Below are 20,285 nucleotides of genomic sequence, written 5' to 3' on the forward strand. Positions count from 1 at the left end.
GGCAGCATGAACGCGACCGCTGACACCCCCGCCGGGAAGGGCCCCCATGAACACCGCGGACCTGTACGACGAGCGCGGCGACGAGCTCGACTCCTGCGACCTGCAGCTGCGCCAGTACGGCGGCCGCCGCGCCTTCCACGGCACGATCGTCACCGTGCGCTGCCACCAGGACAACGCCCTGCTCAAGGCGGTCCTGTCAGAGCCCGGCGAGGGCCGGGTCCTGGTGGTGGACGGCGGCGGCTCGCTGCACGCCGCGCTGATGGGCGACATGATCGCGGGCGGGGCGGTGGCCGCCGGCTGGGCGGGAGTGGTGATCCACGGCGCCGTCCGGGACGTGACCGCGCTGCGCGAGCTCGACCTCGGCGTGAAGGCCCTCGGTTCCAACCCGCGTAAGAGCGGCAAGACGGGCACGGGCGAGCGGGACGTGCCGGTGACGTTCGGCGGCGTCACGTTCTCGCCGGGGGCCGAGCTGTTCAGCGACGACGACGGCATCCTGGTCACCCGCGTACCGGGCTGACCCCGCCGCCGCGCGGGCTTCCACGGGGCCGCCGGGGTGTGGTTTCGTGACAGGACATCACGATCCGGAGGCGGACCATGGCATTCCAGCTCATCGTTCTCTACCACCACCCCGAGGACGTCGCGGCCTTCGACCGGCACTACGACGAGATCCACGCGCCCCTGGCGGCCAAGCTTCCGGGCCTGCGGGGCTACACCGTCCAGCGGCCGGTGGCCGGCGGCGGTCAGCGGCCCGCCTACCACCTGGTCGCGGTGCTGACCTGGGACGACGAGCAGGCGTTCATCGCGGCGATGAGCAGCGAGGAGGGGCAGGCGGCGGTCGCCGACGTGGGCGAGTTCGCCGGGTCGGGGGTCACGATGACGACCGGGCCGTCGGGTTCGGTGCTCTGAACATGCGAGAAGGGCGTCCCCCCGCGGGGAACGCCCTTCTCGTCGTGCGCGCGTGCTACTTCTTGACCGACACCGGGGCCGTGCCGGTGTCCTGCTGACGCCAGGCACCCGTGTCGAACGCCACCGGAGCAGCCTTCCTGCCCACACCGTCACCCCACTTGGTGACCACATACTGGATCTTGATGTGACCCTCGCCCTTCACACCGTCCACACCCAGCGTGTCCGGATTGAACCGGCCACCGGTCAGCTCGGCGAAGGTCTTGGCGTCCAGGTCCAGCATCACCCCACGACTGGAGGGGTCACCAGGACCACGGTCACCCACGAAGAACGGCTGCTTCTTACCCTGATAGACCACGTAACCCTCGGTCATCAGCGGCCACGACGGCGAAGCCGCCAGACCCTTCTGCATCGGCTTGCCGGCCGCCGGCAGACCCGTGTCACCGGCACGACCCGAGGAGTCGTCCCAGAAGTAGGACGCCGTCGTCGAACCGGCCAGCACACCCCGACCGTTCACATCCGCATCAGCATGCGCGGGATGAGCGGCGGCACCGATCGTCAGCGCCGACAGAGCAGCGGCGGAAAGCATGGCGAAAGAACGCAGGCGAGCAGTCATCAGCAGTCTCCTTGGTGACATCGATCATCAGGGGGGCATGCGCTCGCTTGACTCAGACAAGACATGAACGCCGTAGCCGGGCACAAACGCCATCGGTCGCTACGTGGAGCGCACTTGGTGGTCCGACGGACGTGATGAAGTCACGTGCGGTTCCACCGGCTGGATAGATACAACACTATCCCAAGAAACGGACAAACGCAAACCTAACACCCCAAAACGGGCAAAGATCTACCTCTGAACCGTAAACCCCAGGCAAACAGCCTCAATCACTGCCAAAGCCCTCGGGGTATGCGTATGTAAACCACTGGCAAGCTCCCGGCATTCCCCTCATGACCTGGGCGTTCTTCCCCGGCCGGCGGCGAGGGGACGACGTGGTTCATGTCTTGCGCCTGCTCACGTGGTGCACGATGAGGACGACGACGCACACGATGGCGACGCCGCCCGAGGCCAGGCCGAGCGTCCAGCCACGGCCGATGCTGTTGGCGATCAGGTTGACGACCGAGCTGGCCATCAGGACGAGCCAGAGCAGGGCGCGCAGCGCGAGAGCGCCTTTGCTCAGCGGTTGCCTGCGCGCCGCGTGCCGGGAGGCGGCCCGCGGGCTGCCGGGGTCGGAGTCAGGGCTGGTGATGCGATAGGGATCGGTCATGGCCAGAACCCTAGGAACGGGCCCGATCTGCGGAAATCCCGCACGCTGCCTGGCCGTGGTACAGCGGGCTGGAGCAAGCCGTGTCCCCTTTCACCTACTATGGCGCCAGTGTTGCGGGGAATCCTTGAAAGTCTGGAACGGCTGGCCGGCGGGCTGGGCACCGCGTTCATGGCGGTCGTCGTCGCGCTGTGCTGGCTGGTGGTGGCCGCGTTGAGCCTGGTCGGGGTCGGGCTGGCGCTGGTGCCGGCGATGATCGCGATGACCAGGAGCACGGCCGAGTGGGAACGCAGGCGCCTGGCCGGCGCGGGTGTCGAGATCGTCAGCCCGTACCAGATGTCCGCCGAGCAGTTGCCCCGAGGCTGGGCGGCCAGGATGCGGGCGGCCCGTGCCGACCCGGCGACCTGGCGCGACCTGGGCTGGCTGGCCCTCTACGCCGTGGTGGGCCCGGTCTGCGGCCTGCTGGGGCTGGTCATGCCGGTGGCGGCGCTGCGGGAAGTCACCTACCCGCTCTACTGGCAGTTTCTGGCGCGCGAGGATCAGCTCACCAACTTCGCCGTCCCGGTCACCACCTGGCCGGGCGCGATCGCCACCTCGGTGATCGGCCTGGCCGTCGTGGTCGCCCTGGTCCGCCTCTTCCCTGCGCTGGCGCGACTGCAGGCGCTGCCCGCCAGAAAACTGCTGGTCCCGCACGCCTCGATCGACTTGTCGCAGCGCATCGCGCAGCTGACCGCGACCCGCGCGGGGGCGCTGCGCGCGCATGCCGTCGAGCTGCGCCGGATAGAGCGGGCCCTGCACGACGGCGCGCAGAACCGGCTGAACGCGGTCGTGGTCACGGTGGCCGCGGCCGAGCGCGCGCTGCAGCGCGATCCCGCCCTGGCCGCGCACGCACTGGAGCGTGCCAGGAACGCGGCCGAGCAGGCGCTGGCGGAGCTGCGCGGCGTGGTGCGCGCGATCCTGCCGCCGATCCTGGAGGACAAGGGGCTGGCCGGCGCGCTGGACGCGCTGGCCGCCGGATGCTCGGTGCCCTGCCGGGTGCGGGTGGGTGAGCTCGCCGTCGTGCCGTTGTCGGTGGAGAGCGCCGCCTACTTCACCGTGGCCGAAGCGCTGACCAACGTGGGCAAGCACAGCGGCGCCCGGCACGCGGACGTCGTCGTCGAACGTGTGGGCCCCTTGCTGCGCGTCCAGGTGCGTGACGACGGCAAGGGCGGCGCCCGCGACGACGCGGGCACCGGGCTGGCCGGGGTCCGCCGCCGCGTCGAGGCCCATGACGGAACGATGACCCTGACCAGCCCCGATGGGGGGCCGACTGTGATCGAGGTGGAACTGCCGTGCGAGTCGTGATCGCCGAGGATGACGCGCTGCTGCGCGAGGGCCTGGTGCTGCTGCTGAGCGGGGAGGGCATCGAGGTGGCCGCGGCCGCGAGCGACCCCGAGGGGTTTCTGGCCGCGGTCGAGGAGCACCGGCCCGATGTGGCGGTGGTGGATGTGCGCATGCCGCCCACCCACACCGACGAGGGCATCCGGGCGGCCGTGGCTGCCAAACGCCTGCAGCCGGACCTGGGCGTGCTGGTGTTGTCGGCGCATGTCGAGCAGGCGTTCGCGACCGACCTGCTGGCCGTCGGCACGCACGGGGTCGGCTATCTGCTCAAGGAGCGGGTCGGCAAGGTCGAGCAGTTCCTGGAGGCGCTGAACCGGGTCGCCGACGGCGGCACCGCCATCGACCCGGACGTGGTGGCCCAGCTGTTCACCCGCCGCCGCGACCCCCTGGAGGAGTTCACCCCGCGCGAACGCGAGGTGCTCGCGCTGATGGCCGAAGGACTGGGCAACCTGGCCATCGCCGACAAAATGGTGATCACCGAGGGGGCGGTGCACAAGCACATCCGCAACATCTTCGCCAAGCTCGACCTGGCTCCCAGCGACCGCATGGACCGCAGGGTCGCCGCCGTGCTGCGCTACCTCGGCGCCTGAAGCGGCCGCTGCCGACCGGCCTCACAGAAACGGCCTCATGAGCTGGACCGCGGGCGGCGTGCGGTAGCCAGCACCACCATCGACCGGCCAGCGGGCGGGATCGAAACCGCCCTTGCCGCTCCCTACGTTGGTGATTACTTCATCCGACACCCAACGTAAGGATCTGTCTTGTCGAGCAACACTCTGCGTCGTACCGTGCCGGTCACCCTGGCGCTGGCGGCCTGTCTGACGGGCCTGAGCGCTCCGGCGTTCGCCACCTCCGCCCCCGCCGCCGGCGTCTCCGCGGTGGCCGCCGGCGCCGGCCAGGAGCAGGTGGTGGCGGACCTGGAGCGCCACGCTCAGGAACTGACCAGCACCGTCCCGGGCGGCCCGTCCCGCGACCTGCGCGCGCTGTCGGCGATGACCAAGGGCGCCACCATCGTGGGGATCGGCGAGGTCACGCACGGCTCGAAGGAGCTGTTCACGCTGCGGCACCGGATGTTCCGGCACCTGGTGCAGACCCAGGGCTTCACCACGCTGGCGCTGGAGGCGCCCTGGTCGGCCGGCGTCCGCCTGGACGAGTACGTGCGCACCGGCAAGGGCGACCTGCGCACGATCATGGCCGAGGATTTCCAGCAGTCCTACGGCTCGTGGAGGACCCAGGAGTGGACGGACCTCTACCAGTGGATGCGCGACTACAACCGCACCGCCTCACGCAAGCTGCGCGTGATGGGATTCGACATCGGCGACGTCCTTCCCGAGCAGTACCGGCGCATCCTCGCCTGGGCCGAGAAGCACCAGCCGTCGCTGGAGCCCGAACTGCGTCGCCGCTACGCGGGCCTGCTCGCCCTGCCCGCCGGTGTGGAGGAACGGATGAACACCCTGGCCGCACTGCCGGCCGAGCGGCGCGCCGCCCTGGCCGGCGACGCTCAGGCCGCCTACCGCCTGCTGGACGGCAGCGGCAAGGCGAGCCCGAAGGTCCTGCAGGAGGCCCGCGTCATCGTCCAGATGACCACCATGTACACGCTGGACGGGTCCGCCCTGCACCGTCACCGTGACCGGTCCATGGCCAAGAACACCGTGTGGTGGCAGCGCCACACCGGCAGCAAGACCGTGGCGGCCGCGCACAACGGGCACATCGGCTACGTCTCGGCCTGGCCCGATCTGTACCCGGTCACCCAGGGGAACGTCCTTCGCTCCCTGGCCGGCACCTCCTACGTGGCGATCGGCACCACCATCCACAGCGGCCGCTTCCGCGCCACCGACCCCAAGACCGGCAAGGTCGCCGTCTTCGACACCGGCGCCCCCGTCCCGGACAGCAGCGAAGCCGTCCTGGACCGGGTTCGCTACCGCGACTACTACGTGGACCTGCGCCGCGCCGGCCGGACTCCGTCCACCCGAGCGTGGCTGGACACCGCCCGACCGACCTTCACCATCCCGGCCACGTACGTGCCCGAGCAGTTCAACCGGCCGCTGGCCCTGGGAGCGGCCTTCGACGTGATCGTGCACCTCAACCGCGTCAAGGAAGCCACCCCGCTGCCCTGACCGCGTTCTTCGGAGGCGAAGCCGGCGGGCCCGCCCGCCGGTGCGCCCGCCGCTCCCAGCCAACTGCAAAGAGGATGCAAGCCCGTTCCCAGTGCCGTCCGAGATCATCGCGCCAGCGTCAGCGCGACAGACACGAGGTGAGGAATGGCGACGACGATCAGCGCGTCCACGCTCAACGGACGGCACCACAAGGCGGCACTCACGGTCTTCATGCTCATCGTGGTGGCCCACTGGGCCGAGCATCTGGTGCAGGCGGTGCAGGTCTACGTCTGGGGGTGGCCGCTGAGCGAGGCCCGCGGGGTGCTCGGCCTGCCGTTCCCGTGGCTGGTGACCTCGGAGTGGATGCACTACGGGTACGCGCTGCTCATGCTCGTGGGCCTGGTCATGCTCCGCAAGGGGTTCGCGGGCCGTTCGCGCACGTGGTGGAACATCTCCCTGGGCATCCAGGTCTGGCACCACATGGAGCACCTGCTGCTGCTCGTGCAGAAGATCACCGGGCTGTACCTGCTCGGACGGCCGGTGCCGACCAGCGTCCTGCAGATCTTCCTGCCCCGGATGGAGCTGCACCTGTTCTACAACGCGGTCGTCTTCGCGCCGATGGTGGTGGCGATGCTGCTCCACCGCCGGGCCGCCGAGCACGGCGGGGCCGCCTGCACCTGCGCCGTGGCGCACTAGCTCATGGCGGTCACCAGACGACGTCCGGGCGGGTTCACGGTGGTGCTGGCCGTCGTGGGGCTGTTGCTGCTGTCGGTGTCCGTGCCGGAGTTCGGACCCGTCGTACGGGCCGCCCGCGCCGACGGGGTGAGCGGCGCGTTCACCGCCCGGGAGCTGCGGTGCGTGCGGCATCCCGGGCACGAGTCCTGCGTCTGGGCCGGGGACTTCACCTCCGGCGACGGGCGGATCCGGCGGCGCGACGTCGAGCTGTACGGCAGCGACCGCGGCACCCTGGCGGCGGGACAGGCCACCGCGGCCGTGGACACCGGCCGCCTGACCCGCGTCTACGGGCCGGAGGGCTCGGACGAGTGGCTGTTCACCGCGCTGCTCACGCTGGCCGGGGCGGCCGTGCTGACGGTGGCGGCCAGACGGGCGCGCAGGCCGTACCGCCCGGCGCCTGAACCCGTGCCTGAACCCGTGCCTGAACCCGTGCCTGAACCGCGCACTTGAACCCCGCGGTGCCGCGTGCGGGCGATCGCCCGTACGATTCCTCCAGCGTTTTCCGGATCTTGTGAGGTTCGTGTGTTCGGGATCATCCGTCCGTGCGGTGAGCACGGGTGCGCGGCGGTACGCGCGGCGTGGCGGGCACACCTGTGCGGGCTCTGCCTGACACTGCGGGACGGGCAGGGGCACGCCGCCCGGCTGACCACCAACTACGACACGCTGATCCTCTCGGTGCTGACCGAGGCCCAGCTCCCGGCCGCCGTGCCGCACCGGACGGCCGGGCCGTGCGCGCTGCGCGGGTTCCGCTCCGCCGACGTGGTGGACGCCCGCGGTCGCGGCGCCCGGCTGGCGGCGGGGGTGTCGCTCGTCCTGGCCGCGGGCAGGCTGCGCGACCAGGTGGCCGACGGGGACGCCGCCCCGGCCACGGCTCCGGCCCGCCGCCTGCTCGCGGCCCGCTGGCAGGCGGGCGGCGCCAGGCTGGCGTCCGGCGTCGGCTTCGACACCGCCGTGTTGTCGGCGACGGTCGACCGGCAGCTCGAACGCGAGCGCCGGGCCCTGGCCATCCCCATGGACGTGCTCGACCTCACGGCGCCCGCCGAGGAGGCGGTGGCGGCGGCCTTCGCCCACACCGCGCTGCTGGCCGGACGGCCGGGCAACGCGGCGGCGCTGGCCGAGGCCGGCCGGTTCTTCGGCCGCATCGCACACCTTCTGGACGCCGTCGAGGACCAGGCGGCCGACGACGAGCGGGGCGCGTTCAACCCGCTGACCGCCACCGGCACCGGCCGCGAGCGGGCGCGGCAACTGTGCGACGACGCCGCCCACGGGCTCGCCCTCGCCGTGGCCGACCTGGAGCTGGACGAGCGGCACCTGGTGGAGCGGCTGCTCGGCGCCGAGGTGCGCCGGGCGGTCGAGCGCTCGTTCGGCGCGGCCTCCTACCGGCGTCCCGGCTGGATCCGCAGGTCGGGGGCAGGGGTGGCGACGTTCCTGACCTGCGGGCTCTGGCGGCCGAGGTGGAGCAAGAAGGCCGGGCGGCCCTGCTGCGAACGCTGCTACCTGGACAACTGCAGCAGCTGCGACTGCCCCGACTGCGGCGGCTGCTGCGACTGCGGCTGAGCCGGCGGCCGGGGCGGCGGCGAGCGGGTCAGGGAGCCGAGATGTGCAGGACCTCGCCCGCCTTGTGGTAGCCGACGCGGGCGTAGACGCGGCCCGCGGCGTCGTCGGCCGGGGTGAGGAACGGCATGGTGATGCCGGCGTCGACGCCCGCCCTGGTCAGCAGCGCGGTGACGGCTCCGCCGATGCCGCGCCGCCGGTGCGTGTCGCGCACGGCGATGCCGGCGACCTCGGCCACGCCCTCCTGGGGGCCGCCGAGCTGCCCGGCGCCGACGACCTCGCCGGTGGCGACGTCGGTGGCCGCGGCCACGAGGCCGCCGCGGTCGAGCACGCCGCGCAGCCGCGCGACGTCGTGCTCGGTGGCCTCGGGCGCGTCGAAGGCCGCGTTCATCACCCGCGCGACCTGCCACAGGCCCGGGTCGTCGGTCACCAGCGCGAGGCGTACGGCGGCGTCGGCGGGCGGCTCGGCAAGCGACCCGGCCGGGCACACCAGCAGCGGGAAGCGCCCCTCGACGGCGAACCCGGCGGCCAGCAGGGCGTCCTCCACCTTGGGCGCGACCTGCGGCACGTACTCCAGCCGGGGTGTCCTGCCGCGCTCGCGGAAGGCGGCGGCCAGCGCGGCCACCTGCTCGCCGGTGGGCGCGAGGTCGTCGTCGGGGATGGCGTAGTTGAACGGCGGCGCGTCGTCGTGCTCGTCGAAGCGGATCAGGAACGGCCCGGCCCGGTGTGCCCGGGTTCCGGCCGCCGCTCGAAGGTATGCGTGCACGCGGGCGCCCAGCAAGTGAAGTCCTCTCGGTTGACGTGACCGTCACAAGGTAGGGCCGCGCCCACCGCCGGACAAGCGGTTTTCCACCTGCGACCGCCGCGGGTCAGGCGGTCAGGCGCATGTCCTCACCTCGGGCGCCCCCGGAGGGTCGCCGGGTCACCAGCGGTCGAGATGCAGCACCTCGTCGAGCGGCTGCCGCGCGGCGGGCCGGAAGCTCTCCCCCGTGAAGTACGCGGTGGGCAGCAGCACGCCCTGGCGCACCTCGGCCGGGATGCCGAGCAGCTCGGCGATCTCGCTCTCGTACTCCAGGTGCAGGGTGGTCCACGCGCTGCCCAGGCCGCGGGCGCGGGCGGCGAGCATGTAGCTCCACGCGGCGGGCAGCAGCGAGCCCCACAGCCCGGCCTGGTTGCCCTCGGGCAGGCGGCCGCCGGGCAGCTCGATCGCGCCGATCACCAGCACCGGGACGTCGCCCATGTGCTCGGCCAGGTAGGCGGCGCTGCCGCTGACGCGCTCCTGGACGGCCGCGCGCGCCGGGTCGTCCCGGAACATCGAGCGGGCCGAGCCGTCGGAGGTGTGGTAGCTGTTCCACGACCGCCGGTAGTAGTCGCCGATCACCTTGCGCCGCTCGGGGTCGGTGACCACGATCCAGTGCCATCCCTGCCGGTTGCCGCCGCTCGGCGCCTGGAGCGCGACCTCCAGGCTCTGGCGGACCAGCTCCGCCGGGACCGGGCGGGACAGGTCGAGGCGCCTGCGCACGCTGCGGGTGGTGGTGAGCAGGGTGTCCGGGGCCAGTGGTTCGATCGTCATGGGCTCATCATGTCAACGCGGGCCGCCGGAATCCCGTAGCCCGTACGGCCCGGCCCGGGCCTGATTTTTCCGCGCCCCTGGACGTATGATCACGCCAGCCGGACTCGCCCGACGCAACCGAAGGAGCCGACCGTGGCCGACGACGAGCAGGACGCGCCCGCCCTCGGCGTGGACACCACCAAGCCCAGCGTCGCCCGGGTCTACGACTACATGCTCGGCGGCAAGGACAACTTCGAGATCGACCGCGAGGTGGCCCAGATGGCGCTCCGGATCGCCCCGGACGCCCCGCAGGCGGCCCGGTCGAACCGGGACTTCCTGGCCCGCGTCGTCCGCGACCTGGTCGTCGAGGCCGGTATCCGCCAGTTCCTGGACATCGGGTCGGGGCTGCCCACGCAGGGCAACGTGCACGAGATCGCCCAGGCGGCCGCGCCGGGCTGCCGGGTGGTCTACGTCGACCACGACCCGATCGTGCTGGTCCACGGCCGGGCCCTGCTGGCCGTCGACGACAGCACCACCGTCATCGAGGCCGACATCCGCCGCCCCGACGACGTCCTCGACCACCCCGAGACCAGGCAGCTCCTCGACCTCGACGAGCCGGTGGGCCTGCTGCTGTTCGGGATCCTGCACCACCTGTCGGACGAGGAGGACCCGGCCGGCATCGCCGCGCGCCTGGTCGGACGGCTCGCGCCCGGCAGCCACGTCGCCGTCTCGCACTTCCACAACCCGATGGAGGAGCGCCCGGAGGTGTCGCGGCAGGCGTTCGAGGCCGAGCGGCTGTTCAACGACACCATGGGCACCGGGCGCTGGCGCACCCGCGAGGAGATCCTCGGCTTCTTCGACGGCCTGGAGCTGCTGGAGCCGGGCCTGGTGCCGCTGGCCGAGTGGCGGCCGGAGCCGGGCTACCGGCCGGCCCTGGGCATCACGTACCACACCTTCCTGGGCGGGGTCGGGCGCAAGCCGTGACGGTCAGCAGACCGCGTCCGGCAGGGCGATCGGCACCTGCTGCCGGTCGCCGGGCGTGAAGCGGCGGCCGAACACCTCGCACAACCGGGCCCGCCAGCTGCCGGGGTCGAGCCGGAGCAGGTCGGTGGAGTAGCCCGTGCGGCCGTCGCCGCCCTTGAGGCGCAGCAGCAGCGAGCCGTCGGGCGAGATGTCGAGGAAGTCCTGGGCCTGGCGGAAGGTGTAGCCCTCCTCGTAGGACACCCCGGTCCCGCCGAGCCCGTAGACGCTGATCTCCCGCTCGCGGAACAGGAACAGCCGGCCCGCGTTCTCCGGCATGATCGAGGTCATGCGCTCGCCGCCGCGGATGTTCTCGCCCGACGAGCGCAGCGGGCCGAGCACCTTCCTGAGCGGGTGGGTGAGCCACACCTCGGGCAGCATGCCGCTGCGGAACAGCAGCAGGTGGGTGCCCGTGCGGTCGAAGACGAACCCGCTGACGACGTCGGCGCCCACGGTCAGCCGCCGGTCCTTGACCTCCTCGCCGGTACGCAGGTCGATCGTGCGCAGATGGTCGGCGCCCTGCACGGCGACCATCAGGTGGCCGGCGCTCCACGGGCTGACCTGCACCTCGGTGACGACCGCGCCGGGGCCTGCGACGTCGAAGGCGCTCTTGCGGCGGCCGGTGGCCGGCTCCCAGCGCTCCAGGCGGCGGCCGGCGACGGTGAACAGGTCGCCGTCCTTGAAGAAGTAGGTCAGGTGCGTGCCCTCGGGCGGCCGGGCGGTGGTGACCTCGGTGAGGGGGGACAGCGAGGGCAGCGCGCGGACGGCGACCCTGGTCGGGGCGACGGCGTCGGCGAGCAGGCGTCCCGACTCGTCCGCCACGGGGTCGCCGTCGGCGTCGAGGCCCTTCGGGCTCTTGGCGCGGGAGACGTCGGCCAGGGTGCGCTGCGGATCGCCGGTCTCCATGAGGCGCAGCCGGGCGCCGCCGTCGGCCTGGGCGACCATCCGGGTGCCGCCCTGGAGCAGCGCCGGGTTGCCGATGAGCTGCTCGCCGTCGCGCAGCGCGGTCAGCACCAGGGTGTCGGGCGACCTGGTGAGCAGCTCCTGCGCGCCGGGCGCGCCCACCAGCGCGACCGGGGCGGCACTGGTCTGGGCGTCGATCCAGGCGCGCGACAGGGTGCGGCCGGCGGCCAGGTCGACCAGCTCCCAGCCGGCGGCGCCCTGCTCGGCCACGCGCCTTCCCTCGCGGTCGACGACGAACGCGCCGCACGGGCGTCCGGCCTGGAAGCCGCCCAGCCGCTCGCCGTCGCGCACCGCGAAGCCCGTGTACGTGGCGGCGCGGCCGTCGTCGCTGCTCCGGCAGGTCACGGCGGTGGCGCCGTCGCCGGAGACGGCCAGGCCGTCGGCCGGGCCGAGCTCGCGGATGGTCAGCTGCCGCCACACCGGGCTGCCCTTGCTGCTGTACACCTTGGCCACGCCCTTCTCCCGGACGACCAGGGTGGTGGCGTCGGGGCCGAACCGGACCAGGTCGGCGGGCAGGTCGTACACCCAGGTGCGGGGGGTGCCGGCGGCGCCGAGCGACTGGAGCACGAGCTTCTTCGGGCCCGCGGTGACGATCCAGCCGTCGTCGCCGTCCGCCCTGACGTCGGCGACGGGCTCGTCGGCGGCGAGCTCGCCGGCCGGGGCGGGCCGGTCCTGGCGGGCCAGGACGTGGCCCTGGTCCAGCAGTTCGCCGTCGCGCGGGTCGACGCGGTGCCAGACCATGCCGCCGTCGTCGAGGGCGTAGGCGATCAGGCCGCCGTCGGCGGAGACGGCGGGCCGGCTGGTGCCGCCCCGGTCGGGCAGGTGGACGGGCCGGTAGCGGCCGTCGGGGCCGCGGGTGAACAGCGTGGCGCGGCCGGCGGCGGAGGTGGTGGTGGCCAGCAGGACGCGGGCGTCGTCGCTGGCGTCGGCGGCGGTGATCGAGCCGAGCGCGCCCGTGGCCACGCCTTTGGTGTACCGGTGTTCGACGTAGCGCTGCAGGAGCTGGGCCCTGGCCTCCTGGGTGGGGGCCGCGCGGTAGGCGCCGACGGCGAGCAGCGACGACAGCTCGGGGTCGCGTTCCGCCAGGTCGGCCGAGGCGCCCGCCAGGGCGCGGGAGCGGGACTCGGCGGCCCGCTGCTCGCCGATCCGGCCCTGGTAGAACGTCCAGGCGACCAGCGAGAGGACCGTCAGCAGCGCCACCCCCGCGCCGGTGATCGCGCTCCGGCGGCGCAGCGTGCGGCGTCGCTGACGGCGGCGGCCCTGGCGCAGGTAGTCGTGCTCGTCCTCGGTCAGGTCGGCGGGCCGTTCGGCGAGCCAGCGGGCGGCGGCGGCCAGCTCGGGCGGGCCGGGGAGCCGGTCGGGATCGCGCCCGGCCTGCCGCCAGCGGCCCATGTCCTGGTGGAGCAGGTCGCGCCATTCGAGGAACTTCAGGTCGGCGGCGACGATCCCGGCCAGCCGGTGCCATTCGGTGATCAGCGCCTCGTGGGCCAGTTCGACGGTCTGGCGGCCGTCCGCGCCGGTGTCCATGACGAGCAGCCGCCCGGCGGCCAGCCGGCCGGCGGTCCGCCAGCGCTGCTCCCCCGCCTCCTCGCGGGTGACCCGGCGGCGCAGCGGCGCGTGCGCCCCGGCGGTGACCCGGACGAGCCGGGACAGCAGTTCCTCCCCGGCCGCGGTGTCCTCCTCGGGCACGCACGCCGCCCAGACCTGCTCGGCCTGCGCGCCCAGGGCCCCGCGCACGCCGCGGCACGCCTCGTAGGAGGTGTGGGTGATGCGGCCGCCCTCCTGCTCGTGCCAGAGGCGGTCCAGCAGGAAGCCGATCAGCGGCAGGGCGCCGGGCGCGCCCCCGGCGTCACCCAGGATGCGGTCGACCAGGCCGGGGTCGTACGTCACGGCGGGGACGGCGTCCAGCGGCGCCTCGACGGCCTGCCTGAGCTGGTCGCGGGTCATGGGGGTGAGCCCGTAGGTCTCGCGGCCGAGCGCGCCGCCGAGCGCGGGGTGGGACAGGGCGGCGGGCAGGAAGTCGGCGCGCAGCGTGAACAGCACCCGCACGGCCGGGCAGGCGCGGGCCGCGGCCAGCAGCACGGCCGCGTCGTCGGCCTGCTCGGGGTCGCCGACCAGCAGTTCCTCGGCCTGGTCGACGACGAGCAGCAGCCCGGTCGCGCCGGTGTCGCGCAGGACCTGGGCGACGACGTCGGGCAGCCGGCCGTTCCGCAGCGGCTCGCGCAGCGCGTCGGCCCTGGCCAGCGCGTCGGCCCCGGTCAGGCCCGGGTGCGACAGGGCGGCCAGCTCGGCGGCGAGCGCGTCGGGCCAGGACCGCACGGCCGAGGGCCGCAGGACGACGACCTGGCAGCCCTGGCGGCGCATGGCGGGCACGACCCCGGCCAGCGCCAGCGACGACTTGCCGCAGCCGGACGGGCCGGTGAGCGTGACCTCGGGATGGGTCTGGAGGAGGCGGGCGATCCGGGCGGTCTCCACGTCGCGGCCGAAGAAGACGGCGGCGTCGCCCTCGCGGAAGGCCGACAGCCCGCGGAACGGCGAGGCCGGCCGTACGGTCCCCGCCAGGGCGGGGACGGCGCGGGTGAGCGACCGGGTGGGGATCACGAACGCCTGGCGGGGCCCGCCGGGCTGGGCCGCGACCACCATGCCGACGACGTCGCCGAGCTCGACGTCCCAGACGGGGCTGCCGCTGAAGCCGCTCTCGATCGGCACGCCGCGGGGGTCGTCGGGGGCGCACTGGAGCCAGCCCTGCTGGGTGCCGCCGAGCAGCCGCCCGGTGTGCCAGCCGCCGCCGCGCAGGCCGTGCGGGAACCCGGCGACGACGACCCGGTGGCCCCACAGGCTGCGCGGCTCGGCCATGCGCAGCGGGCGCCCGCCCGGGGGCGCGGCGTCCAGGCGCAGGACGGCGATGTCGCCCGAGCCGTCGGCGGCGGTGTGGACCCAGTGCTCGACGTGGGCGCGCACGGGCGCGGGGTCGCCGGCGAAGGGCAGCTCGACGGTGACCCAGGCGTCCGGCGGGGGCGGCCCGTCGGCGTGGCCCAGGGCGCCGGATACGACGTGCGCGCAGGTGAGGGCGCGGTCGGGCGCGATGAGGAAGCCCGCGCCCGCCACGGCCCCCTCGGGGCCGCGCACGCGCAGGACGGCGAGGTTCAGCGCCTCGTCGGGCCCTGTCTCCATCACTTACGGTCACCGCCCGTCACTCCAGGTCGTCAGTCGAGCCAGTATGGCCGCTGGACGTGGGCGGTGTTTGCCGTTCCTTGACATGCGAGAAGGGCGTCCCCCCGCGGGGAACGCCCTTCTCGTCGTGCGCGCGTGCTACTTCTTGACCGACACCGGGGCCGTGCCGGTGTCCTGCTGACGCCAGGCACCCGTGTCGAACGCCACCGGAGCAGCCTTCCTGCCCACACCGTCACCCCACTTGGTGACCACATACTGGATCTTGATGTGACCCTCGCCCTTCACACCGTCCACACCCAGCGTGTCCGGATTGAACCGGCCACCGGTCAGCTCGGCGAACGTCTTGGCGTCCAGGTCCAGCATCACCCCACGACTGGAGGGGTCACCAGGACCACGGTCACCCACGAAGAACGGCAGCTTCTTACCCTGATAGACCACGTAACCCTCGGTCATCAGCGGCCACGACGGCGAAGCCGCCAGCCCCTTCTGCATCGGCTTGCCGGCCGCCGGCAGACCCGTGTCACCAGCACGACCCGAGGAGTCGTCCCAGAAATAGGACGCCGTCGTCGAACCGGCCAGCACACCCCGACCGTTCACATCCGCATCAGCATGCGCGGGATGAGCGGCGGCACCGATCGTCAGCGCCGACAGAGCAGCGGCGGAAAGCATGGCGAAAGAACGCAGGCGAGCAGTCATCAGCAGTCTCCTTGGTGACATCGATCATCAGGGGGGCATGCGCTCGCTTGACTCAGACAAGACATGAACGCCGTAGCCGGGCACAAACGCCATCGGTCGCTACGTGGAGCGCAATGGGGGCGGACCCAGATGGGCCACTCACCCGCCAATAGGTAGACACTAACCCAAGAAACGGACAAACGCAAACCAAACACCCTAAAACGGGCAAAGATCTACCCCTGAACCGTAAACCCCGGGCAAGCGACCCCAACATGGGCAAAAGCCCAGGTCACTGTCGCGGGGTGTCCGTATGTAAACCCCGGGCAACGCGCGGGCATTCCCGGCCCCCGCGAACGCCATGACCTGGGCATGAGCCGCGCGGCGGTCACGGCCTCCGGTAGTCGGCCGCCACCCCCACCAGCGAGATCAGGCCCGCGGCGAACTCCATCGCCTCGGCGTGCCCCTCCTCGAACGGCGGCTGGAAGCCCACGCCCTCCCACGTCCGCGCGGTCGGGTTCCACAGGTCGGCGCCGACCTCGAAGTCCCAGCCGTAGACGCCGTGGTCGTACCAGAGCTCGTCGGCGGAGTTGCCGGCCGCCGAGTAGAGCACGTCGGTCACCGGCCCGGTCTGCTGGGGCCAGATGACCGTGCCGCGCTCGGCGGCGATGGCCTGCTCGATCGTGCGGGCCGAGCGCATGAAGTACGCCTCCTCCTGGGCGCTCGGCCTGGGCAGCGCCACGCGACCGTCGAGCTTGTACGCCCCGGGCGGCCACATGAAGTACCCGCCGTAGCTGTGCACGTTCATGGCGAACCGGATGTTGCGGTACGTCTCGGCCAGCCACATCACGTTGCGGCTCTCCGGCTCCGAGTGCTCGGCCGGACCGGCGTACGTGCCGCTCTGGCAGTTGGCCGAGGCGCCGAAGTAGCCGTCGGACAGGGAGCCGACGGCGTAGTTGCGGTTGACGTCCACGCCCCAGGTGTTGCGCTGCGCCGGGTCGGACTGCGCGGCCGGGCAGTGGTTGGTCATGTTCTTCCGCTGGCCGTTGAAGTCGTAGAAGCTGTAGTTCGCGCCGTCGGGGTTGACGGTGGGGACGATGAAGATGTCGGTGCGCTGCAGCAGCCTGCGGGTGGCGGCGTCGTGGGCGTAGTTGCGCAGCAGCCGCTCGGCGGCCTCGACGGTGACCAGCGGCGCCACCCATTCCCTGGCGTGCTCCTGGGCGTAGGCCAGCACGCCGGTGCGCGAGCCGTCACGGTGGACGCCGACGCGCAGCGCCAGCACCCGCATGGGCTTGCGGGAGACGTCGGCGGGCGCCTTGAGGGAGTCGGTGAGCCGGGTCGCGGCGGCCGCGGCCATGACGCCGGCGCCGGGGTCGGTGCGGTAGACGGCGGCCTTCAGCCCGGTGCCCGGCGCGGCGTTGATCGCGGCGACGACCTGGGCGGCGGTGCTGACCGGCGTGCCGGAGCCGTCGGTGGCCAGGCTCACCGTGACCTGCTTGCGGGCCACGCTCACCTGGAGCGGCCGGTCCGGCGCGCCCGGCGCGGCCAGCTCGACGGACAGGTCGTTGCCGCCCTCGGAGCCGTAGGCGTCGGAGGTGACCACGATCGCGGCGCCGGGCGGCGTGCCGATCAGCGCCTGGGCGTGGCGGCGGTAGCCGTTGGTGAGGTTGGGCAGCGGGATGACGTCGGTGAGCGACGGGTACCGCCGGTGCAGCGCCTGGATGCGCTCGTTGAGCTGGGCGGGCGGCATGTACTGGGTGACGAAGTCCTTCTGGTAGCCCGGCGCCCGGTGGTCGGGGCGGTCCCCGTCGGGCCATTCCCGGACGCGGGCCTCGGCCGTGCCGCCGGTCGCCGAGGTGACCGTGACGCGCTGCGGCTCGGCCGGCACCGGGGCGGGCGTGCCGAACTGGTGGCCCAGGTAGGCGCCGGCGTCGACGTACGGGACCATCGCGACCTGGCCGGTGGCGCCGCCGCGGCCCGTCCAGGTGGCGGTGAGGGCCGCCGTCTCGCCCGCGCTGCTGCTGGCCTCGACCGACAGGAAGTACCCGTCGCGGGACTTGTACCAGACGGCCCGTTCGATGACGATCTGGTCCTGCGCGGCGGTGGCGGACGGCGCCTGCCGGGCGGCGGGCGGCGTGCCGGACGCCAGGCCCACGCCGATCGCCCTCAGCTCGGCGAGCTTGCCGGCCGTGAGCACGGCGTCCACCTGGACGCTGCCGTCGGCCTGCGGACGGACCCGCTCGGTCAGGTCGGCGCCGGAGGCGACCAGCCGCTCCATCGCGGCCCTGTCGGGCACGGAGAGCGTGACCAGCGACGCCGGCTCGGGATCGCCCGGCCCCGCCACCGCCGGCAGCGACGACGGCCCGGAGGCGAGGAACGTCGAGACGACGATCATCAGGATGACTGCGGACGCCCTCAAGCCACGCATCGGCTCCTCCAGGATCACCGGTATCCCGATCATTGAAAGCCGACTTGACCCAACCGGCAAGACCCAGTTTCACCCTTCTGTGGAGGCGGCGACGTCCCGAATCGCCGTGACGACCAGATCGGGCTGCCGATACTGCACGTAGTGCTCGGAGGTGCCGGCCACCACCACCCGCCCGCGCGTGGACCTGGCGGCCACCCGCCGGGCCTGGTCGAGGGCGCTGCGCGGCCCGCCGGCCGGGATGACGACCACGACCGGCGGCCCGCCCGGCCCCTCCGCCGTCCCGGCGACCTCCCGCGCGCTGTCCAGCGAGGCCCACGCCTCGGCCCTGGCCGCGGCCATGCTGCCCGGCCCGTAGACGACGGGGGCGGCGGCGCGCGCCGCCGGGGTGGCGTCGCCGGGCACCAGGAGATCCCCGGCCAGCCGGAGCAGGCCGATCCTGGCCAGCGCCTGGTTGGCGGTGAGCTGGGCGGCCAGCAGCGGCCGGGACACCCGCATGGCCGCCACCGCCTCCTCGTCGGTGGCGTCGATCAGCACCAGGCCCGCCGTCACCTCCGGATACCGGGCGGCGAACAGGCGGACGATCTGGCCGCCGTAGGAGTGCCCGGCCAGGACGTACGGGCCGGGCTCGCCCGCGGCGGCGAGCAGCGCGCGCAGCTCCCTCGCCGCGCGGCCCGCCGTTCGCGGCCCGGGGCCCTCCTCGCTCCAGGCGTAGCCGGCCCGGTCGTATGAGCACACGCGCAGCCCGGCCGACAGCCGCCGCTGGACCACCTCCCAGCTCGCGCTCGACTCGACCAGGCCCGCCTCCAGCACCACCACCACCGGGCCGCCGGCCCCCGTGCAGCGCAGGTGCAGGCGGTGGCCGCCGACGTTCACCAGGCGGCCCGGGGGCGGGTGGCGCGTGGCGTCGCCGCGCCGGGCGGCGGTCTCGTAGCCGAGCCCCGCGCAGGCGGCCGCCAGCAGCAGCCCCGCGCACCAGGCGGCCAGCCGCCGCGCTCTTCTCATGCCACCGAATCTAGGGAGCCGGCCGCCGGGTTTCCTCGTCCTGGCGGGCGAACGCGGGCTGGGAGCGGGGTCCTGGAGGGCCGTCCTTCAGCGGGAGGAGGCCGCGCGGCAGGCCAGCTGGAGGGCCAGGCGTTGCCGCGGGTCGGCGAGGTCGGCCTGGAGCAGGGTCTCGATGCGGCGCACGTTCCTGCTGACGGCGTTGCGGTGCAGGTGCAGCTCCTCGGCGGCGCGGGCGGGCGAGCCGTTGTGGTCGAGGTAGGCGCGCAGGATGGCCAGGAGGTGGGCGGCCCGCTCGCCGCCGAGGTCGAGGATCGGTTGCAGCAGCTCCCTGACGGCGTGCTGGGCGGCGTCGGAGGCGTACCACTCCTCCAGCATCCGGTCGAGGCCGGCCAGGTCGTAGGTGGCCAGCGGCAGGGTGCTGCGGCGCAGGGCCGTACGCGCCTCGGAGGCGGAGGTGCGCAGGCCGACCAGGCCCTGGTTGGCGGTGCTGACCCCGCAGCGCAGCTCGGCGCCCGCCGGGCGGACCCGTTCGAGCAGGCGGGCGGCGTCGCGCACGGCCTCGCGCAGGCCCGCCCTGCCCTGGTCGCGCCGCTGGCTGCGGACCACGATCAGCGCGTCGCCGGCGAGCGCGGCGTTCCAGGCGGCGCCGCCCAGCTCGCGGGCCGCGCGCACGGCCCGCGAGGCGGCGGTCTCCAGCAGGGCGTAGCGTTCCTGGCCGCCTTCGGCCGGGCCGTCGGCGGGGGCGTCCGGGGTCTTCGCGGGGTCCTTCGCGGGTTCCAGGCGCAGGACGACGTGCCAGTCGTCGATCGGCAGGCCGAGGGCCCTGGCGCGGGGGGCCAGCTCCTGCGCCTGGTTCTCGGGGGCGACCAGCAGCTCGGTGAGGAGCTGGGCGCGGGACCGTCCGGGCAGCTCGTCGGACGGGCCCGCGGCGGCGGCCAGGGCGGCGACCCTGAGCACGATCCCGGCGGCCCGGTCGAAGTGCGTCCCGGCGGGCCCGCCGGCCTGGGCGGTGAACGCGCCGCCGTCGGCCCGGACGGGACGGCCGAGAGCCGCGCCGGCCGCCTCGGCGATGCGCTCGGGGACGCCGCCCGCCCCCGCCACGGCCTCCGCGGCGCGCGCCGTACGGACCAGCGCCTCGGCGGCGTCGCCCGCGATGGCCCGGTCAATGGCCACCACCAGCTCCGCCAGGTCGCCGCCGTCGGCCGCCAGCAGCGCGACCCCGCCGCGCTCGGCCAGCGCGGCGGCGCTCCGGTCGACCGCGGCCTCCAGGACCTCCAGGGCCTGCCCGGCCTCCGCGGTGAGCACGAGCGCCACGGCGCCGGCCGCGGCGGCGTCGCGCAGCGCGACGTCGAGCCGGTAGCCGGCCGCCTGCCGGGAGGCCGCGCCGGTCAGGACCAGCACCGACCCCGGCGGCTGGCCCGCGATCCCGCCCAGGTCCGCCACCAGGCGCACGCCGGAGGCCGCCGCCGGCGCCTCCGGCCCGGCCAGCGGACGCAGCTCTTCCAGCAGGAACATGCCATCAGTGTGCCATCGGCACACGAAGCCCGGCA

General features: G+C 73.8%; 18 protein-coding genes. 9 read left to right on the forward strand and 9 right to left on the reverse strand.

Features of this window, described 5'->3' with window-relative positions:
- The first annotated feature begins 46 nt into the window (after positions 1-46).
- Positions 47-517, forward strand: coding sequence for a ribonuclease E activity regulator RraA (gene rraA / locus ACIBQ6_RS38400; RefSeq protein ID WP_358302365.1), 471 nt, complete (start codon positions 47-49; stop codon positions 515-517).
- Positions 518-594: 77 nt separating this feature from the next.
- Positions 595-906, forward strand: a complete 312-nt coding sequence (locus tag ACIBQ6_RS38405; RefSeq protein WP_358302368.1) for an EthD family reductase — start codon at positions 595-597, stop codon at positions 904-906.
- A 55-nt stretch (positions 907-961) separates the two neighbouring features.
- On the opposite strand, the gene ACIBQ6_RS38410 is transcribed toward ACIBQ6_RS38405, so the two are convergent.
- Both ACIBQ6_RS38410 and ACIBQ6_RS38415 read right to left on the reverse strand, forming a co-directional pair.
- Positions 962-1,519: a hypothetical protein gene (locus ACIBQ6_RS38410; protein ID WP_397218101.1), complete on the reverse strand. Its 558-nt coding sequence runs from the start codon at positions 1,517-1,519 to the stop codon at positions 962-964.
- 376 nt (positions 1,520-1,895) lie between these two features.
- A complete protein-coding gene (locus tag ACIBQ6_RS38415; RefSeq protein ID WP_397218103.1) occupies positions 1,896-2,165 on the reverse strand; it encodes a hypothetical protein in 270 nt (89 codons plus the stop codon).
- 99 nt (positions 2,166-2,264) lie between these two features.
- On the opposite strand from ACIBQ6_RS38415, the gene ACIBQ6_RS38420 reads away from it, so the two are divergent.
- The 6 genes from ACIBQ6_RS38420 (at position 2,265) to ACIBQ6_RS38445 (ending at position 7,927) form a co-directional block, all read left to right on the forward strand.
- The gene (locus ACIBQ6_RS38420; RefSeq protein WP_397218105.1) at positions 2,265-3,506 is read left to right on the forward strand and encodes a sensor histidine kinase; all 1,242 of its coding nucleotides are present in this window, start codon (positions 2,265-2,267) and stop codon (positions 3,504-3,506) included.
- Complete coding sequence (locus ACIBQ6_RS38425; protein ID WP_397218108.1) at positions 3,494-4,132, forward strand: response regulator; 639 nt, start codon at positions 3,494-3,496, stop codon at positions 4,130-4,132. Before ACIBQ6_RS38420 ends, ACIBQ6_RS38425 begins: the two co-directional genes overlap by 13 nt.
- A gap of 168 nt (positions 4,133-4,300) precedes the next feature.
- Positions 4,301-5,656 carry an erythromycin esterase family protein gene (locus tag ACIBQ6_RS38430; protein WP_397218110.1) on the forward strand — a complete coding sequence of 452 codons (1,356 nt, stop codon included), beginning with the start codon at positions 4,301-4,303 and terminating at the stop codon, positions 5,654-5,656.
- A gap of 144 nt (positions 5,657-5,800) precedes the next feature.
- Positions 5,801-6,331, forward strand: a complete 531-nt coding sequence (locus ACIBQ6_RS38435) for a hypothetical protein (RefSeq protein WP_358303037.1) — start codon at positions 5,801-5,803, stop codon at positions 6,329-6,331.
- Between the two features lie 3 nt (positions 6,332-6,334).
- On the forward strand, positions 6,335-6,820 hold the full coding sequence (locus tag ACIBQ6_RS38440) for a hypothetical protein (RefSeq protein WP_397218112.1): 486 nt from the start codon (positions 6,335-6,337) through the stop codon (positions 6,818-6,820).
- A 72-nt stretch (positions 6,821-6,892) separates the two neighbouring features.
- A complete protein-coding gene (locus tag ACIBQ6_RS38445) occupies positions 6,893-7,927 on the forward strand; it encodes a DUF5685 family protein (protein WP_358303033.1) in 1,035 nt (344 codons plus the stop codon).
- A 28-nt stretch (positions 7,928-7,955) separates the two neighbouring features.
- On the opposite strand, the gene ACIBQ6_RS38450 is transcribed toward ACIBQ6_RS38445, so the two are convergent.
- The gene (locus ACIBQ6_RS38450; protein ID WP_397218114.1) at positions 7,956-8,690 is read right to left on the reverse strand and encodes a GNAT family N-acetyltransferase; all 735 of its coding nucleotides are present in this window, start codon (positions 8,688-8,690) and stop codon (positions 7,956-7,958) included.
- A gap of 156 nt (positions 8,691-8,846) precedes the next feature.
- On the reverse strand, positions 8,847-9,497 hold the full coding sequence (locus tag ACIBQ6_RS38455) for a nitroreductase family protein (protein WP_358303027.1): 651 nt from the start codon (positions 9,495-9,497) through the stop codon (positions 8,847-8,849).
- Positions 9,498-9,629: 132 nt separating this feature from the next.
- Here ACIBQ6_RS38455 and ACIBQ6_RS38460 point away from each other — a divergent pair, with 132 nt between their 5' ends.
- Complete coding sequence (locus ACIBQ6_RS38460; RefSeq protein ID WP_397218116.1) at positions 9,630-10,460, forward strand: SAM-dependent methyltransferase; 831 nt, start codon at positions 9,630-9,632, stop codon at positions 10,458-10,460.
- 3 nt (positions 10,461-10,463) lie between these two features.
- On the opposite strand, the gene ACIBQ6_RS38465 is transcribed toward ACIBQ6_RS38460, so the two are convergent.
- The 5 genes from ACIBQ6_RS38465 to ACIBQ6_RS38485 form a co-directional block, all read right to left on the reverse strand.
- Complete coding sequence (locus tag ACIBQ6_RS38465; RefSeq protein ID WP_397218231.1) at positions 10,464-14,633, reverse strand: trypsin-like peptidase domain-containing protein; 4,170 nt, start codon at positions 14,631-14,633, stop codon at positions 10,464-10,466.
- Positions 14,634-14,771: 138 nt separating this feature from the next.
- The gene (locus ACIBQ6_RS38470; RefSeq protein ID WP_387680090.1) at positions 14,772-15,329 is read right to left on the reverse strand and encodes a hypothetical protein; all 558 of its coding nucleotides are present in this window, start codon (positions 15,327-15,329) and stop codon (positions 14,772-14,774) included.
- Positions 15,330-15,693: 364 nt separating this feature from the next.
- Positions 15,694-17,724, reverse strand: a complete 2,031-nt coding sequence (locus ACIBQ6_RS38475; protein WP_397218118.1) for a M14 family zinc carboxypeptidase — start codon at positions 17,722-17,724, stop codon at positions 15,694-15,696.
- Positions 17,725-17,802: 78 nt separating this feature from the next.
- Complete coding sequence (locus tag ACIBQ6_RS38480; protein WP_397218120.1) at positions 17,803-18,735, reverse strand: alpha/beta fold hydrolase; 933 nt, start codon at positions 18,733-18,735, stop codon at positions 17,803-17,805.
- Positions 18,736-18,822: 87 nt separating this feature from the next.
- A complete protein-coding gene (locus tag ACIBQ6_RS38485) occupies positions 18,823-20,250 on the reverse strand; it encodes a PucR family transcriptional regulator (RefSeq protein WP_397218122.1) in 1,428 nt (475 codons plus the stop codon).
- Between the last annotated feature and the right edge of the window lie 35 nt (positions 20,251-20,285).

Source organism: Nonomuraea sp. NPDC049655 (assembly GCF_044465465.1).
GTDB lineage: Bacteria > Actinomycetota > Actinomycetes > Streptosporangiales > Streptosporangiaceae > Nonomuraea.

What these genes read in the sequence shown, in the direction of transcription:
- ACIBQ6_RS38465 (WP_397218231.1), bottom strand. Translation starts at nt 14,633, where the DNA reads ATGGAGACAGGGCCCGACGAGGCGCTGAACCTCGCCGTCCTGCGCGTG.
- ACIBQ6_RS38435 (WP_358303037.1), top strand. Translation starts at nt 5,801, where the DNA reads ATGGCGACGACGATCAGCGCGTCCACGCTCAACGGACGGCACCACAAG.
- ACIBQ6_RS38415 (WP_397218103.1), bottom strand. Translation starts at nt 2,165, where the DNA reads ATGACCGATCCCTATCGCATCACCAGCCCTGACTCCGACCCCGGCAGC.
- ACIBQ6_RS38455 (WP_358303027.1), bottom strand. Translation starts at nt 9,497, where the DNA reads ATGACGATCGAACCACTGGCCCCGGACACCCTGCTCACCACCACCCGC.
- ACIBQ6_RS38480 (WP_397218120.1), bottom strand. Translation starts at nt 18,735, where the DNA reads ATGAGAAGAGCGCGGCGGCTGGCCGCCTGGTGCGCGGGGCTGCTGCTG.
- rraA (WP_358302365.1), top strand. Translation starts at nt 47, where the DNA reads ATGAACACCGCGGACCTGTACGACGAGCGCGGCGACGAGCTCGACTCC.
- ACIBQ6_RS38440 (WP_397218112.1), top strand. Translation starts at nt 6,335, where the DNA reads ATGGCGGTCACCAGACGACGTCCGGGCGGGTTCACGGTGGTGCTGGCC.
- ACIBQ6_RS38485 (WP_397218122.1), bottom strand. Translation starts at nt 20,250, where the DNA reads ATGTTCCTGCTGGAAGAGCTGCGTCCGCTGGCCGGGCCGGAGGCGCCG.
- ACIBQ6_RS38410 (WP_397218101.1), bottom strand. Translation starts at nt 1,519, where the DNA reads ATGACTGCTCGCCTGCGTTCTTTCGCCATGCTTTCCGCCGCTGCTCTG.
- ACIBQ6_RS38470 (WP_387680090.1), bottom strand. Translation starts at nt 15,329, where the DNA reads ATGACTGCTCGCCTGCGTTCTTTCGCCATGCTTTCCGCCGCTGCTCTG.
- ACIBQ6_RS38405 (WP_358302368.1), top strand. Translation starts at nt 595, where the DNA reads ATGGCATTCCAGCTCATCGTTCTCTACCACCACCCCGAGGACGTCGCG.
- ACIBQ6_RS38420 (WP_397218105.1), top strand. Translation starts at nt 2,265, where the DNA reads ATGGCGCCAGTGTTGCGGGGAATCCTTGAAAGTCTGGAACGGCTGGCC.